The organism is Streptomyces sp. NPDC001728, from assembly GCF_040297565.1.
GTDB lineage: Bacteria > Actinomycetota > Actinomycetes > Streptomycetales > Streptomycetaceae > Streptomyces.
The window spans coordinates 55,509-69,699 of record NZ_JBEOZK010000008.1; the positions used below are offsets into that span (position 1 = coordinate 55,509).

Below are 14,191 nucleotides of genomic sequence, written 5' to 3' on the forward strand. Positions count from 1 at the left end.
ACGTACCGGGGCATGTCGGGGTACGTCACCGGGGGTGGCGGGGTCGGTCAGCCGTCGAGCGGGCCGGTGTCGCCCTCCTCCTCTTCTGACGCCTCGCCCTCCTGATCCTCAAGTACGGGTACGGGAAGCCGGGCGCCCCGGCTCCTCGCGATGCGGTGCACATCCCGCAGAGCCTCGACCATGCGGGCCACGACGAACCGGAGCTGCTCGGGGGTGACCTGGCGGTCGTCGACCATGTCGGCCGCGTGGCCGAGGAGCTCGGCGGCCATGCCCAGCTGCACGCTCTCGATGTTGTCGGCGACCCGGGAGAGGTAGCCCGTGCCGTCGCCGACGAGGTAACAGGGCTTGCCCTCGGGGCTGGACCAGGGGAGCAGTCGCCCGTTGTGGATCGTCCGGCCGATCACGCGACGACCTCCACACCGTGGATCAGGCGCGGCCCGATGTCGATGCCGTGCACGGCGAGCCAGAGGGCGCGCCGGCGCGCTCGCTGACGACGGGCCCGCTCACGCTGCTCGTGGGCGAGGAGGTAGGGGCGGACGAGAGGACTGCCCTCGCCTCGGAGGACGGGCTCGGGCGGGCGTCCGGGGGCGGGCGGTACGCCGATGGGCGGCGCGGCGGGTGCCTTCGGGGGCTGGTGACACTCCGGCGCGGGCCACAGGAGCCGCAGCAGCGACTCGAAGATGCGGGCGATACAGTGCGACACGTCGTCAACTCCGCTGGGTTGATGGCCACGCCCCCGGGCCGTTCACTGCGGCTGCGGGGGTCTTTCGTGCGTGGCCGGCGAATAGGCATCGCTGTGTAGCGATCCCCTCACAGAGTGAGACGGGTCGGGCTAGGCTCGCCAGGGGGTAGAGGGTGACGAAGCGTTTGTCACATGGGAGTTGACCATGAGCAACATCTATGGGGTCTGGTTGAAGGAGCAACGGCTGGCGGCCGGACTCACGCAACAGGAACTGGCCGACATGGCGGTCATGACCCGTTCGCACATCGCGCACATCGAGGCGGGCCGCCGCATCCCGTCGAAGGAGGACGCGCGCCGCCTGGACAGGGCTCTGGGCACGGGAAACGTCCTGAGCAGCTTCCTGCCGGACGACGGCGCGGCGGTCGCCGACTACTTCGAAGCGGCCCGGCTCCTCGAACAGCAGGCGGTGATGATCAGGGAGTTCGCGCTGTCCCTCGTGCCAGGCGTCCTCCAGACAGAGGGGTACGCCCGTGCGGTTCTGCGGCCCGGGTTCCCTCCCAGGAGTGAACAGGAAGGTGACAGGCTCCTTGTCACACGACTGGAACGAGGAAAGGTCCTGACCGATCCGGCGATCCCGCTCTTCTGCGCACTCCTGGACGAGGCGGTGCTACGCCGCCACGTGGGGAGCCCCGAGGTCATGGCCGAGCAACTGACCCACATCGTCCGCTTGGCAGAGCGGGACCGCATCCGCGTGCATGTCCTGCCCTTCGGAGTCGGCTACCACCCGCTGCTCCAGGGCATGTTGTCGCTCATGATGTTCGACGACCAGCCTCCGATCGCCTACGGTGAGGGCGTACTCATGGGCAGGCTGCACGACTCCCCTGCCCTCGTTGAGACACTGCAACATACATACACTCTCGCCCTGGGCGACGCGCTTTCCCGCAAGGAATCGATCGCTCTCCTGAGAGCGACGGCAAAGGACTACGGGAACCATGACTGAGCGGATCATCCCGAACGCAGCAGCGTTGACCGGCTGGCGGAAGTCGTCCTACAGCAGCGGCGACGGCGGCAGCTGCGTCGAGGTCCTGGACGGTCACCCGTCAGGCGTGCCCGCTCGCGACTCCAAGGTCCCATGCGGCCCTGCGCTGGTCTTCCCGGCGGCCAACTGGTCGGCGTTCGTCACGGCCGTAAGGGACGGCGAGTTTCCCGCCTGAACTCCTAAGGACTCACGGCCCTTGTCGTACGACAGGATCCTCGCCATATCCCCACGACTGATCAGGCCTCGCTCGACAGCAGGTCGTCCACGAGGCCCAGCTTGAGAGCTTGCAGCTTCGCCAACTCTCCGTTCTCAGCGTCCACCTGCCGCGAGATGGAAGAAAGGGATGAAAGCACTCGCGCCTGCGCTTCAAGGCTCGGCAACGGGACGGGAACCCGCCGAACAGCACTCGCCGAGATCTTCACCATGCTTTCCGAAGTACCTTGTGCCATCGATCGGATATAGCGGCGCGCGCGCGGCGACATAAGAACGGTGGCCAAGAAATCCACCGAGCAACGCCTGGAGGGCCGGATTCTCATCATCAGATCCGGATAAATGCAGGGTGATCCCACATCCCGGTACACCCCGGCCAGGCCCACCAACTCTCGGGTATTTGCACGGCTCATAAGCAGGTCCCCATCCCGCAGCATAGCGGCGTGCTCGGCCGCAACGAACGACGGGGCATTCTTCAACTGAGCAGGCTCAAACCCCGCCGAAGTGAGGCACCCAAGCCCAAGCATCTGCACCCCGGTCCACACCTCACTCTCCACGGGAGAGAATCCATTGCGGATGGCACCATCCGACGCATCCGCCAAAGTGTGATCCCATACAAACTCATCAAGCATTGCACCCGATGCGCCTGCCATCACGGACTTCAGCTTGGCGATCGACGCCTCAATGGCACGCTCCTGTACCGACACCGCATCGATGATGTCGACGATCCGCTGCTGCTCGGACACTTCAACGGGGTGCGGCACCAGATGCTCCGCAAACTTATCCTGCGGAAGGTGCGCAATGCTCGTCTGGCTGACGCCATCAACGAAGAGACCATGGCGAGCCGCATGCTCCATATAATGGAGCATGTAACGCGGTTCGACCACCCCCCGCGTTCGCAGTCGGTGCAACGACTTCTGGAAGAAACACTCCGCTCGCTGTTCCTCCCAAATCGCGGTACGGCCGACCTCTCCCCCCTCAGTGACCAGCAAGTCCCCGCGAACCAAACGGAACTTCTCTCGCTCCGACTCGCTGAAGCTCATGCGGTTCAGCTCGTCGAAACCCAGCCGATTCCACTGAACGTTCTTGTTCGTGAGGTACTCCCGCTGCGAGGGGCCGGCCGCAGCCTCCTTACTAAGCATCTTGCCGAGCTGCATGTCAAAGAGGTCACCCACACGAGTCCGGGCCCACCCAGACGGAAGCTCACGCATAGCCCAGCTCCTTCAGAACCCCGTCCAACATCGCCGTCGCCCGCTCCCGCTCCGCCCGGATCTCCCGCAGCGACACCGCGTACTTGTCCGCCCACACCCCAACCGCGTCGATCAACTCCCGCCGCCGACGCACCACATGCCCGTCCAGCTTCCCCGCCAGATCGTCCCGCAGCAGCTCCAGCACCACCCGGCGCTCCCCCTCCGCGTCCAGCGCGGCCCGCGCTGCGAACAGCCTCGGTGGTTCCTCGCCCAGCTTCGGCGGGTCACTCGGCCACGGGTACCAGAACTCCGCCTCAAGCCGCTTGATCAGGGCGCCGGCCTTCGCCCGCTCCTTCTTCACGTGGGCGAGCTCCGCCAGCTGCTGGGCGCTCAACGCGACGGTCTCGCGTGTGACGTCCTCGTCACCTTCCGGCTCGCCGTCCTCCGACGGTTCCGGCTCCGCGTTGAGTTCCTTCCAGCGCGCGTCCAGCTCCGCCTTGCGGGCGTCCGCCTCCGCCAGCTCCGTCAGAAACTCCGGGACGATCGCCGCGACCACCTTGTGGTCGTACGCCTGGCGCCGCTCAGCCGCCGTGCGCTTACGCAGCTTCCGCGTCTTCGGGTCCTGTTCGGGTGCGAGCAGGGTGTCGACGTTCTCCACCCAGCCGTCCAGGACGCCCGCGAACCCGTTCTCCGACAGGGCCAGCAGGTCGTACTTGGCCTCGTACCACCACCCCGCCACCGCGCCCGCGAGCGCGTACCGGTCGAGCAGTCCGACACCGCCCAGCCGCTCCACGAACGACTCGATCAACGAGCCCCGCACCGCCATCAGCGCGGCCTTGCGCTCCGAGGACGTCAGGTCGGCCAGGCGCTCGGGAGTCGCCGTCACCGCCTCCAGGTGCCGGGCCTCCTCGTCCCACCACTTGGCGAAGGCGGTCCGCAGTTCGTCCTCGCGCGGGCGGGCCAGTTCCGCGAGCCGGGCCGCGTCCGGGCGCTGCCCTTCCGGCAGGAAGTCCATGTACGCCGGGTCGACCGGGTCCCGCTCGGCGAAGAGGTCGGCCGGAACCACCTCGTACGCCTCCAGCAGGTCCTGCTTCGCCTCGATCTCCGCGCGCGGCACCCCGCCCACCAGATGCGCCCGTACGTCCTGGGGCTCCGGCGGCGGCGTGTTGTCCACGTAGCGGCGGATGTTGAGGTTGTCGTCGTTGTCGCGCAGCTCCTCGCGGGTCACCACACGCGAGAAGCCCGGCACCTCCGCGTACCCGTGGAAGGTGGAGGTGATCTTCTCCGCGTGCTCGGGCAGGAGCACGTTCTGGGCCGACTCCTTGCGGTACTCGCGGTCCGCGTTGATGAACAGCACCTTGCCCGCCCGCGCCGGGTCCTTCTTACCCGGCGGGCGCAGCAGCAGGATGCAGGCCGGGATGCCCGTGCCGTAGAAGAGGTTCGGGGCGAGTCCGATGACCGCCTCGATCGTGTCGTCGTCCAGCAGCTTCGTACGGATCTCCTGCTCGCCGCCCCCGCGGAACAGCACGCCGTGGGGCATGACCGTGATGACCATGCCGCCGCGCCCCTCCTTCTTGGTCTCCCACAGCATGTGCTGGAGGAACATCAGGTCGGCCTTGCCGCGCTCGCTCGTCGCCCCGTACGTCGTGCGCTGCGCGCCGTACAGGAGGTCGCTGAGCGTGTAGTCCATGGAGAACGGCGGGTTACTCAGGACCCCGTCGAAGCGGTCCGCATCCTTGCTCGGTACGTGGGCCGGCTCCGCCAGGGTGTCGCCGGTGCGCAGGTCGAAGCGGCGCACGCCGTGCAGCACCATGTTCATCGTGGACATGATCCAAGAGCCGCTGTTGGCGTCCTGACCGGCGAAGAACATGTCCGTGGTGTCACCGCCGTGCTCCTCCACGTACTCCTTGGCGTGGATCAGCATGCCGCCCGATCCGACGCACGGGTCGTAGATCCGCATGCCCTGCCGGGGGCCCAGCAGCTCGACCATCATGCGGACGACCGCACGCGGGGTGTAGAACTCGCCGCCCTTGCGGCCCGCCGAGTCTGCGAACTCCTTGATCAAGTACTCGTAGGCGGCACCGATCAGGTCGGGGAACTCGAAGTCGTCCGTCCGCAGCCGGATGCGTCCGAAGTGCGCGATGAGCAGCTTCAGCCGCTGGTCAGCGAGCTTGGCCGCGCCCGCCGCCGCGCCGGAGCCGCCGATGCGGTTGAAGTCGAGGTGGTCGAAGAGTCCCTTGAGCTTGCTGTTCTGGCCTTCGAGCGCCTGGAGCGCGGGCCGCAGCCGGTCCTCGTTGATGTTGTGGGTGGCCGAGGAGATCCGTGGCCAGCGGGCGATCTTCGGGACGTACAGCACGTCACGGTCGCCGTAGGCGGACTCCTGCTCCAGGTAGCTGTCCAGGAGCTCGCCGGTGAGTCCCATGCTCTTCGCCGCGTGCTCGCGGATCTGCTCCCGGGCAGCCTCGAACTCGTCGTTGGCCCGCTTCAGGAACAGCAGGCCGAAGATGTAGTCCTTGTACTCGGAGGCGTCCATCGTGCCCCGGAGGATGTCCGCGGCAGCGAAAAGGTGCCGCTCCAACTGCGCGAGCGTGAGCTTGGCCACGAATTCGACTCCCTACGTCCCCGGTGTGACGTAGGAACCCTACGGCGGCGGCGGGCTCCCGGCGAAAACGGAGACCGGCCCACCCGCTCGCGTCAGTACGAGGTGATTCCGAGCCCGTCCTCGACGAAGGCGAAGACATCGGTGTACGGATCGCGCTTGACCAGCGGTACGTGATCACCGTGCGTCGCGTTCATCTTCAGCGCGCGCTTCTTGGCCTCCGCGTAACTGCCCCGCGCGATCTGCTCCGGGAGCACGCTCTTGATGTTCGCCGCGTCCTTGGCGAACGGCAGCCGCGCCGTCGCCTGCCCACAGACCCCGCCGAACGTGCCGCTCACCGCCTTGTGGTGCAGCAGCCGCCACACCTCGAAGCAGGGGTGCGAGAAGGCGACGCGTACGTCCCCCTCGCGGGCCTGCTTCAGCGCCGTGTCGATGGATTCGTGCTCGTCGCGGTCGAACAGACACCAGACCTGCGGCCAGAAATCCTGCTTCAGGCCGTTGCGCTTCGCGTCCCGCGCTTCGTCCCGCATCAGCTGTACAGCGGCCTCTACCAGCTTGATCGGCTTCCGCTGGGAACCGGGGGCGGTGGAGTTCGCGATCCGCACCTCGACAGCCAGGGAGGGGTCGGTGTAAACACCCCGGGCCTTGATGATGTTGATGTAGTCGGGTTCCGTGACCCGGCCCTCCGTGAAGACGTGGACGACCCGGCGGCGGCGCCCACGCTGCTGCTTCGCCGGACCCAGCGAGTCCTTCCCTCTCGTACGCGCCATCAGCTCAGCTCCGCTCCGTGCCCACGATCCTGCTCATGTTCCTGCCCTGTGGCGGCGAGCAGCCGCCGGGCGATCTGGCCCTCCAGGAGATCGGGAACCGCGCCGAAGGCTCCGGCCAGGTAGGACTTCATCAGGTCCTCGTCCTTGCCCGGGGAGGCGGCGGTGAGCGGGTAGAGGTCGGTGGCCCCGTCCTCGTCCTTCTCCGTCAGCCACACCTGACCGGGCTCCAGCAGACGCCCGCCACTCGGTGTGCTGAGCACCGACGGGTCGTGCGAGGTGAAGACCAGCTGCGCGCCCTTCGGGTTGGCGTCCGGATCGTGGAAGAGCCGGACGACCTCGGCGGCGAAGCGGGGATGCAGGCTGGAGTCCAGTTCGTCGACGAGCAGGACCGCGCCTTCGTCGAGGGCAAGGAGCAGTGGACCGAGCAGGGCGAACCACGAACGGGTACCGAAGGACTCGTCGTGCCAGTCGAAGGCCACCTCGCCGGAGGCCGACCGGTGGGTGAGTTTCACCGTGGACGGGCCCCGCCCCTCCTGGACGACCTCCGCGCCGGTGATACCGAGGTCAGCGACACGCAGCAGCTCGTTGATGCGGCGTGCGCGCTTTCCCGAGAGCTCCCGCGTGGTGAACGCCTCGCGCTGCGTCCGCTCGTCCTCCGGGTTGATGAGCCAGAGATTGCGGCGGAACCAGTGGAAGAGAGGAGAGAGCTGGGGATGGTTGTCCGTGCCGGCCGTGGACAGGAGCAGGGCGTTGGGCCGGGTGCGCCGTACCAGCTGGGCCCGGTCCTTGACCCGCGCGCCGGGCCATTCGTACACCTCGGTGCGCGAGGCCTCGCGGTCGAGCCAGACCTGGCGGTGGCCGCGCGGGTAACTGTGCAGCCATTCGGCCTCGACGCGCTCCGGGCCGAGCTCGAATCCGTACGTCCAGCGCACGCCGTCGATCACCAGGTCCGTCTCGAAGAAGCTCGGCTCGCGCTCCTCCTTGCCGCCCAGCCCGAAGGGGCGGCGCGGGATGCCGTCGTACGACGCCCATCGCGCGTAGGAGTTGAGGACGGCGGTCCGCATGTCGGTCATGGCCGCCAGCACGTTCGACTTGCCCGACGCGTTGGCGCCGAAGACGCCGATGAGGGGCAGAACCCCGAGAGTTCCGCTGCCGGCGAGTTCCAGCGGCCGAGCGGCAGCGCTCGGCTCGTCCTCGGACACGACAAAGGACAGTTCCTGCTCATCCCGCAGTGACCGGACGTTCGCGGTACGAAACCTCAGCAGCATGCTGCCCCCTCTCCGCGGCCAGGGTAATGGTCATGAACGACATCGGCGCGCCTCCGGGGCCATCGGGCGTGCTGTTCCTCACTCTGGACAGGCCCGGTGACCGCTGGGTAACTTTGGCATGAGCAAGCGCTTAGTTTCATGCGCAGCAGCCGTAGATCACCGCCGATGGAAGGGGCGTCCGTGCGCCGTACCGTATTCAACGAGGACCACGAGGCGTTCCGGGAGACCATCCGCGCCTTCATCGAGGCCGAGGTCGTCCCCGTCTACGACGAGTGGTTCGCCGCGGGCCAGGCGCCCCGCGAGTTCTACGACAAGCTCGGTGAGCTGGGCATCTTCGGCATCAACGTGCCCGAGGAGTTCGGCGGCGCGGGCCTGGACACCCACAAGTTCGAGGCCGTCCTGTACGAGGAGACCTCGCGCGCCGGCGTGCAGTTCGGCGGCTCCGGCGTCCATGTGCTGCTCGCCCTGCCGTACATCAAGATGCTCGCCACCGGCGACCAGAAGAAGCGCTACCTGCCGAAGTTCGTCACCGGCGAGGAGATGTGGGCCCTCGCGATGACCGAGCCGGGCACCGGCTCCGACGTCGCGGGCATGAAGACCACCGCGAAGCTCTCCGAGGACGGCACGCACTACGTCCTCAACGGTGCCAAGACCTTCATCACCGGTGGCGTCCACGCCGACCGCGTGATCGTCTGCGCCCGCACCTCCGCCCCGAGCGCCGAGGACCGCCGCTTCGGTATCTCCCTCTTCGCCGTGGACACCAAGTCCGAGGGCTACTCCGTCGGCCGCAAGCTGGACAAGCTGGGCCTGCGCACCTCCGACACGGCCGAGCTGGCCTTCGTCGACGTCAAGGTGCCGGTCGAGGACCTGCTCGGCGAGGAGGGCAAGGGCTTCTCGTACCTCGGCCACAACCTCGCCTCCGAGCGCTGGGGCATCGCCTTCGGTGCCTACGCGCAGGCCAAGGCCGCCGTCCGCTTCGCCCAGCAGTACGTGCAGGAGCGCACGGTCTTCGGCAAGACGGTCGCCTCCTTCCAGAACACCAAGTTCGAGCTGGCCGCCTGCAAGGCCGAGGTCGACGCCGCCGAGGCCGTCGCCGACCGCGCCCTTGAGGCCCTCGACGCGGGCGAGCTCACCCCCGCCGAGGCCGCGAGCGCCAAGCTGTTCTGCACCGAGGTCGCGCACCGCGTGATCGACCGCTGCCTCCAGCTGCACGGCGGCTACGGCTACATGAACGAGTACCCGATCGCCCGCCTGTACGCCGACAACCGCGTCAACCGCATCTACGGCGGCACCAGCGAGATCATGAAGTCGATCATCGCCAAGGACATGGGCCTCTAAGTGCCCGAACCGCACACCGCACTCGATGCCCTGCTCGATCTGCTCGACCTGGAGCGGATCGAGCGGGACATCTTCCGGGGCGAGTCCCGGTCCGCGCTCGTCCCCCGCGTCTTCGGCGGCCAGGTGGCCGCCCAGGCGCTGGTGGCGGCGGGCCGGACCGTGCCGGCCGACCGGCTCGCGCACTCCCTGCACGCGTACTTCCTGCGCCCCGGGGACCCGGGCGCGCCGATCGTCTACACGGTCGACCGCATCCGCGACGGACGCTCCTTCACCACCCGCCGGGTCGTCGCCGTCCAGCACGGGCAGCCGATCTTCCACCTCTCCGCCTCCTTCCAGGTGTACGAGGAGGGGCTCGACCACCAGGCGGACATGCCGCCCGCGCCGGACCCGGAGTCCTTGCCCACACCGGCCGAGATGCTGCCCCGCCACCTCCCCCGGGAGGTCGCGGACCGGCTGGTCGAGGCCCGCGCGGCGGTGGACCTGCGGTACGCCGACGTGCCGCCCTGGGGTTCCGTCGGGCAGCCGCGCGAGCCGCGCTCGCAGGTGTGGTTCCGTACCAACGGCAAACTCGCCGACGACCCCCTGCTGCACGTCGTCCTGGCCACGTACGTCTCCGACATGACCCTGCTCGACTCCGTCCTGCTCGCGCACGGGCGGGGCGGCTGGGCCGTCGGGGACGTGGTCGGGGCCTCCCTGGACCACGCGATGTGGTTCCACCGGCCGTTCCGGGCCGACGAATGGCTGCTGTACGACCAGGAGTCGCCGACCGCGTCCGGCGGGCGCGGCCTCGGCCAGGCCCGGATCTACACCCAGGACGGACGGCTCGCGATCTCGGTCATCCAGGAGGGTGTCGTTCGCGTGCCGCGCCGATGACCGGACATACCGTCCGATGTCATGACAGAGCAGTCGGAGAACGGTGAGAGCGCCTTCACGGTGATCGTGGCGGCGGCGGCGAACCTGGGGATCGCCGTCGCCAAGGCCGTCGCCGGCGTCGTCAGCGGGTCCAGCGCGATGCTCTCGGAGGCCGCCCACTCGGTCGCCGACACGGTCACCGAGGTCATGCTGCTCACCGCGCTCAAGCGGAGCGAGAAGCCGGCCGACGAGGACCACCCCGTCGGGTACGCGGGCGAGCGCTATGTCTGGGCGATGCTCGCGGCCGTGGCCACCTTCGTCGGCGGCGCGGTCTTCTCGATCTACGACGGCATCCACGCCCTCGCCCACGGCGAGGAGCCGGGCGACCCGCTGATCTCCTACATCGTCCTGGGCGTCGCGTTCCTTCTGGAGGGCTTCTCCCTGCGGACCGGCGTGAAGCAGGTGAAGGCCGAGGCGGAGCGGGTACGGGCTCCCTTCGCGCGCTATCTGCGGCTGATGCCCGACACCACCGTCAAGGCCGTGGTCATGGAGGACTCCGCCGCCCTCGCCGGACTCATGCTGGCGGCGGGCGGCCTCCTCGGCGTCCAGATCACCGGCTCCGGCGTCTGGGACGGCGTCGCCTCGATCCTGATCGGCTGCCTGCTCGTGTACGTGGCCTGGGTGCTCGGCCGCTCCAACGCCGAACTGCTCATCGGCCGGCCGCTCCCCCGCACGATGCGGAAGGAGGTCCGCGAGGAGCTGCTCTCCGTCCCGCACATCGTGGACGTCCTCGATCTGACCACCCTCATCCAGGGCCCCGGCGAGGTCCTGATCGCGGCGAAGGTCGACTTCCGGGACGTCGCGTCGGCGGCGCAGGTCGAATGGGCCTGCGAGGACGCCGAACAACAGCTCCGCGAACGCTTCCCCCAGATCCGCCGGGTGTACCTGGACCCGACCCCGGGCGTGGCGCGGCGCCGGGACGGGCGGGAGGGGTAGGGGACCGTCAGGCGAGGCCCGCCGCGTCCAGCGTGTACGCCGTCAGCGGCTCGTAGTAGCGGGGGTCCAGGACGTGGTCGTCCAGGGGGATCGTGACCTGCATCGTGCCCTCCGCCTCGCCGATGAAGAGGGCGGGGTCGTTGCAGTCCGCGTAGCCGACCGAGTCGATCCCGCGCTGGCCCGCGCGCCCGGCCCAGCCGTGGTCCGCGATCACCAGGTCGGGGCGGCCGTCCTCGCCGAGCCCGTCCAGGATCGCGTTCATCGGCTCCGGGGAGTGGGTGTGCCAGAGGCTGGCTCCGCGCTCGAAGACGGCGACGTCCGCGAACTGCACGACGTACCCCTCGTCGGCGACGAGCCCGCCGGGGATGCGGACGATGTCGCAGCCCTGGGCGCGCAGCGCGGCGGCGACCCGGCTGTGCACGTCGATCAGCGCGCCGGGGTGGCCGGTCGCGAAGAGGACCCGCTCGCGGCCCGCGGCGGCCTTGCGCAGCCGGGCGGCCATCCGGTCGAGGCCGTCGACGGTCAGCTCGGGATCGATGGTGTCCTGGCCGGCGCGGTGGGCCGGGTCGTCGATGACGCCGCAGCGCTCGGCCATCACGGCGAGCACGTCCTGCTCGTCGGTCCAGCGGTCACCGAGCTCCAGGCCGAGCCAGTAGTGCCGGTCCCCGTTGGCGAGCTTGCGGTAGTGGGAGAGGTTGTTGTCGCGCGGGGTCGCGACGTCTCCCGCGATCCGGGTGCGGACGAGGTGCTCGACGAGGGCGGGGCGGCTGAGTATCGGCATGGGGTTCATTCTGGAGGACACCACCGCGTGACGGGCAATCGTTCCGTCCCGTGGACCCGCCGGAAGCCGTGGCCGGACCCGCGGGAGCCGTGGCCGGCCCGGCCAAGACCGCGGCCGACCACGCCGGAAGCCGTGGCCGACCCCACCGGGACCTACCCCGCGAGCGCCCCGAAGGCCCCGTGGGCCAGTCGCTTGAGGAGGGCCTCCATCGGGCCCCGGCCGAGCGCGGCCAGGTGCGGGGTGGAATTCAGGAGTCCGAAGACGGCGTGGACGGCGGTCCGCGACTCCGACTCCCCGGCGTCCGGGTACAGCTCGCGCACGACCGTCACCCACAGCTCCACGTACTGCCGCTGGAGCTGCCGCACCCGCTTGCGGTCCTCGTCCTTGAGGCGGTCGAGCTCGCGGTCGTGGAGCGTGATCAGCGGCCGGTCGTCGAGGGCGAAGTCGATGTGCCCGTCGATGAGGGCACCGAGGAGGACGCGCGGGTCCCCGTCGGATTCGGCCACCCGCAGCCGCCCGCCGGACAGCAGCCGCTCACTGATGCCGACCAGCAGCTCGGCGAGCATCGCGTCCTTGCCGGGGAAGTGCCGGTAGAGCCCGGGGCCGCTGATGCCGACGGCGGCCCCTATCTCGTCCACGCCCACGCCGTGGAACCCACGCTCGGCGAAGAGGCGGGCGGCCTCCTTGAGGATCTGCTCGCGCCGCGTGGGGGCGTCGATCCTGCCGGTGGCGGTGGAGGTCGGAGTCGTGGCCATGGGTTCCATCCTAGACAACGCGGTTAGCGGTCGTTAACCTGAGCGTCATACGTTAACGCTCATTAACCGAGCAAGGGAGCTCGAGGGATGCAGCAGGCACCTGTGCTGGCGAGTGCGGCGGATCCCGCCTCGCCGGCCTGGCAGGCGAACGAGGCGGCGCACCACGAGCTGGCCGCGACCCTGCGCGACAAGCTCGCCGCCGCGGCGCTGGGCGGTGGCGAGAAGTCGCGGGCCCGGCACACCGCGCGTGGGAAGCTGCTGCCGCGCGACCGGGTGGACACGCTCCTCGACCCGGGCTCGCCCTTCCTGGAGCTGGCCCCGCTCGCGGCGAACGGCATGTACGGCGACGCGGCCCCGGCGGCCGGCGTCATCGCGGGCATCGGCCGGGTCAGCGGACGCGAGTGCGTGATCGTCGCCAACGACGCGACCGTCAAGGGCGGCACGTACTACCCGATGACGGTGAAGAAGCACCTGCGGGCCCAGGAGGTGGCGCTGGAGAATCGTCTCCCCTGCCTCTATCTGGTCGACTCCGGCGGCGCCTTCCTGCCGATGCAGGACGAGGTCTTCCCCGACCGGGAGCACTTCGGCCGGATCTTCTACAACCAGGCCCGGATGTCCGGCGCGGGCATCCCGCAGATCGCGGCGGTCATGGGCTCGTGCACGGCCGGTGGCGCGTACGTCCCGGCGATGAGCGACGAGGCCGTGATCGTACGGAACCAGGGCACGATCTTCCTCGGCGGTCCGCCGCTGGTGAAGGCCGCGACCGGTGAGGTCGTCACGGCGGAGGAGCTGGGCGGCGGCGAGGTCCACTCCCGGATCTCCGGCGTCACCGACCACCTCGCCGAGGACGACGCCCACGCGCTCCGGATCGTCCGGAACATCGTCGCCACGCTCCCCGGGCGCGGCCCGCTCCCCTGGTCGGTCGAGCCGGTCGAGGAGCCGAAGGTCGACCCCGCCGGGCTGTACGGCGCGGTGCCGGTCGACTCCCGCACCCCGTACGACGTGCGCGAGGTCATCGCCCGGGTCGTGGACGGCTCCCGCTTCCAGGAGTTCAAGTCCGAGTACGGGCAGACACTGATCACCGGCTTCGCCCGGATCCACGGCCACCCGGTCGGCATCGTCGCCAACAACGGCATCCTGTTCGCCGAGTCCGCCCAGAAGGGCGCGCACTTCATCGAGCTGTGCGACCAGCGCGGCATCCCGCTCGTCTTCCTGCAGAACATCACCGGCTTCATGGTCGGCAAGGCGTACGAGCACGGTGGCATCGCCAAGCACGGCGCCAAGATGGTCACGGCCGTGGCGACCACCCGCGTCCCGAAGCTGACGGTCGTCGTCGGCGGTTCGTACGGCGCGGGCAACTACTCGATGTGCGGCCGGGCGTACTCCCCGCGCTTCCTGTGGATGTGGCCCAACGCCAAGATCTCGGTCATGGGCGGCGAGCAGGCCGCGTCCGTCCTCGCGACCGTCAAGCGCGACCAGCTCGGCGACGACTGGAGCGCGGCGGACGAGGAGTCCTTCAAGGCCCCGATCCGCGAGCAGTACGACAGCCAGGGCAACGCCTACTACGCGACCGCCCGGCTCTGGGACGACGGGGTCATCGACCCGATGGAGACCCGGCAGGTCCTCGGACTCGCCCTGACCGCCTGTGCCAACGCGCCCCTGGGAGACCCCCAGTTCGGCGTCTTCCGGATGTGAAGGGCCCCCAGGAGAT

General features: G+C 69.3%; 14 protein-coding genes. 6 read left to right on the top strand and 8 right to left on the bottom strand.

Annotation, left to right across the window (positions count from 1 at the left end; all coding sequences use genetic code 11):
- Positions 1–47 precede the first annotated feature (47 nt).
- Entirely contained in the window at positions 48–404 is a 357-nt protein-coding gene (locus ABT154_RS14410) for a hypothetical protein (RefSeq protein WP_351856966.1), read from the bottom strand.
- Positions 401–703 carry a hypothetical protein gene (locus tag ABT154_RS14415; RefSeq protein WP_351856968.1) on the bottom strand — a complete coding sequence of 101 codons (303 nt, stop codon included), beginning with the start codon at positions 701–703 and terminating at the stop codon, positions 401–403. The genes ABT154_RS14410 and ABT154_RS14415 overlap by 4 nt, the downstream gene beginning before the upstream one ends.
- Positions 704–887: 184 nt before the next feature.
- Between ABT154_RS14415 and ABT154_RS14420 the strand changes: the two genes are divergently transcribed.
- Positions 888–1,682, top strand: a complete 795-nt coding sequence (locus tag ABT154_RS14420) for a helix-turn-helix domain-containing protein (protein WP_351856970.1) — start codon at positions 888–890, stop codon at positions 1,680–1,682.
- Positions 1,675–1,896 carry a DUF397 domain-containing protein gene (locus ABT154_RS14425; RefSeq protein WP_351856972.1) on the top strand — a complete coding sequence of 74 codons (222 nt, stop codon included), beginning with the start codon at positions 1,675–1,677 and terminating at the stop codon, positions 1,894–1,896. The genes ABT154_RS14420 and ABT154_RS14425 overlap by 8 nt, the downstream gene beginning before the upstream one ends.
- 61 nt (positions 1,897–1,957) lie before the next feature.
- Here the strand turns inward: ABT154_RS14425 and ABT154_RS14430 are convergent, their stop codons facing one another.
- The 4 genes from ABT154_RS14430 to ABT154_RS14445 form a co-directional block, all read right to left on the bottom strand.
- Positions 1,958–3,142 carry a restriction endonuclease subunit S gene (locus ABT154_RS14430; RefSeq protein WP_351856974.1) on the bottom strand — a complete coding sequence of 395 codons (1,185 nt, stop codon included), beginning with the start codon at positions 3,140–3,142 and terminating at the stop codon, positions 1,958–1,960.
- The gene (locus ABT154_RS14435; protein WP_351856976.1) at positions 3,135–5,723 is read right to left on the bottom strand and encodes a type I restriction-modification system subunit M; all 2,589 of its coding nucleotides are present in this window, start codon (positions 5,721–5,723) and stop codon (positions 3,135–3,137) included. Before ABT154_RS14435 ends, ABT154_RS14430 begins: the two co-directional genes overlap by 8 nt.
- 92 nt (positions 5,724–5,815) lie before the next feature.
- Positions 5,816–6,490 carry an RloB family protein gene (locus ABT154_RS14440; protein ID WP_351856978.1) on the bottom strand — a complete coding sequence of 225 codons (675 nt, stop codon included), beginning with the start codon at positions 6,488–6,490 and terminating at the stop codon, positions 5,816–5,818.
- Positions 6,490–7,758, bottom strand: coding sequence for an AAA family ATPase (locus tag ABT154_RS14445; protein WP_351856980.1), 1,269 nt, complete (start codon positions 7,756–7,758; stop codon positions 6,490–6,492). The genes ABT154_RS14440 and ABT154_RS14445 overlap by 1 nt, the downstream gene beginning before the upstream one ends.
- A 180-nt stretch (positions 7,759–7,938) precedes the next feature.
- Here ABT154_RS14445 and ABT154_RS14450 point away from each other — a divergent pair, with 180 nt between their 5' ends.
- Genes ABT154_RS14450 through ABT154_RS14460 form a run of 3 tightly spaced genes read left to right on the top strand, consistent with a single transcriptional unit; the run spans position 7,939 to position 10,944 of the window.
- Positions 7,939–9,096 carry an acyl-CoA dehydrogenase family protein gene (locus ABT154_RS14450; RefSeq protein WP_351856982.1) on the top strand — a complete coding sequence of 386 codons (1,158 nt, stop codon included), beginning with the start codon at positions 7,939–7,941 and terminating at the stop codon, positions 9,094–9,096.
- Positions 9,097–9,969: an acyl-CoA thioesterase gene (locus ABT154_RS14455; protein WP_351856984.1), complete on the top strand. Its 873-nt coding sequence runs from the start codon at positions 9,097–9,099 to the stop codon at positions 9,967–9,969.
- A gap of 21 nt (positions 9,970–9,990) precedes the next feature.
- Entirely contained in the window at positions 9,991–10,944 is a 954-nt protein-coding gene (locus tag ABT154_RS14460) for a cation diffusion facilitator family transporter (RefSeq protein ID WP_351856986.1), read from the top strand.
- Between the two features lie 7 nt (positions 10,945–10,951).
- Here ABT154_RS14460 and ABT154_RS14465 read toward each other — a convergent pair whose 3' ends face one another.
- Entirely contained in the window at positions 10,952–11,725 is a 774-nt protein-coding gene (locus tag ABT154_RS14465) for a phosphatase (protein WP_056558564.1), read from the bottom strand.
- A gap of 152 nt (positions 11,726–11,877) precedes the next feature.
- On the bottom strand, positions 11,878–12,480 hold the full coding sequence (locus tag ABT154_RS14470; protein WP_351856988.1) for an SACE_7040 family transcriptional regulator: 603 nt from the start codon (positions 12,478–12,480) through the stop codon (positions 11,878–11,880).
- Positions 12,481–12,567: 87 nt separating this feature from the next.
- Here ABT154_RS14470 and ABT154_RS14475 point away from each other — a divergent pair, with 87 nt between their 5' ends.
- A complete protein-coding gene (locus ABT154_RS14475) occupies positions 12,568–14,175 on the top strand; it encodes a carboxyl transferase domain-containing protein (RefSeq protein WP_351856990.1) in 1,608 nt (535 codons plus the stop codon).
- Positions 14,176–14,191: the final 16 nt, after the last annotated feature.

Excerpts from the sequence above, each read along its gene's own strand:
- ABT154_RS14465 (WP_056558564.1), bottom strand. The coding sequence starts at position 11,725 with ATGCCGATACTCAGCCGCCCCGCCCTCGTCGAGCACCTCGTCCGCACC.
- ABT154_RS14470 (WP_351856988.1), bottom strand. The coding sequence starts at position 12,480 with ATGGCCACGACTCCGACCTCCACCGCCACCGGCAGGATCGACGCCCCC.
- ABT154_RS14430 (WP_351856974.1), bottom strand. The coding sequence starts at position 3,142 with ATGCGTGAGCTTCCGTCTGGGTGGGCCCGGACTCGTGTGGGTGACCTC.
- ABT154_RS14445 (WP_351856980.1), bottom strand. The coding sequence starts at position 7,758 with ATGCTGCTGAGGTTTCGTACCGCGAACGTCCGGTCACTGCGGGATGAG.
- ABT154_RS14475 (WP_351856990.1), top strand. The coding sequence starts at position 12,568 with ATGCAGCAGGCACCTGTGCTGGCGAGTGCGGCGGATCCCGCCTCGCCG.
- ABT154_RS14440 (WP_351856978.1), bottom strand. The coding sequence starts at position 6,490 with ATGGCGCGTACGAGAGGGAAGGACTCGCTGGGTCCGGCGAAGCAGCAG.
- ABT154_RS14460 (WP_351856986.1), top strand. The coding sequence starts at position 9,991 with ATGACAGAGCAGTCGGAGAACGGTGAGAGCGCCTTCACGGTGATCGTG.
- ABT154_RS14420 (WP_351856970.1), top strand. The coding sequence starts at position 888 with ATGAGCAACATCTATGGGGTCTGGTTGAAGGAGCAACGGCTGGCGGCC.
- ABT154_RS14425 (WP_351856972.1), top strand. The coding sequence starts at position 1,675 with ATGACTGAGCGGATCATCCCGAACGCAGCAGCGTTGACCGGCTGGCGG.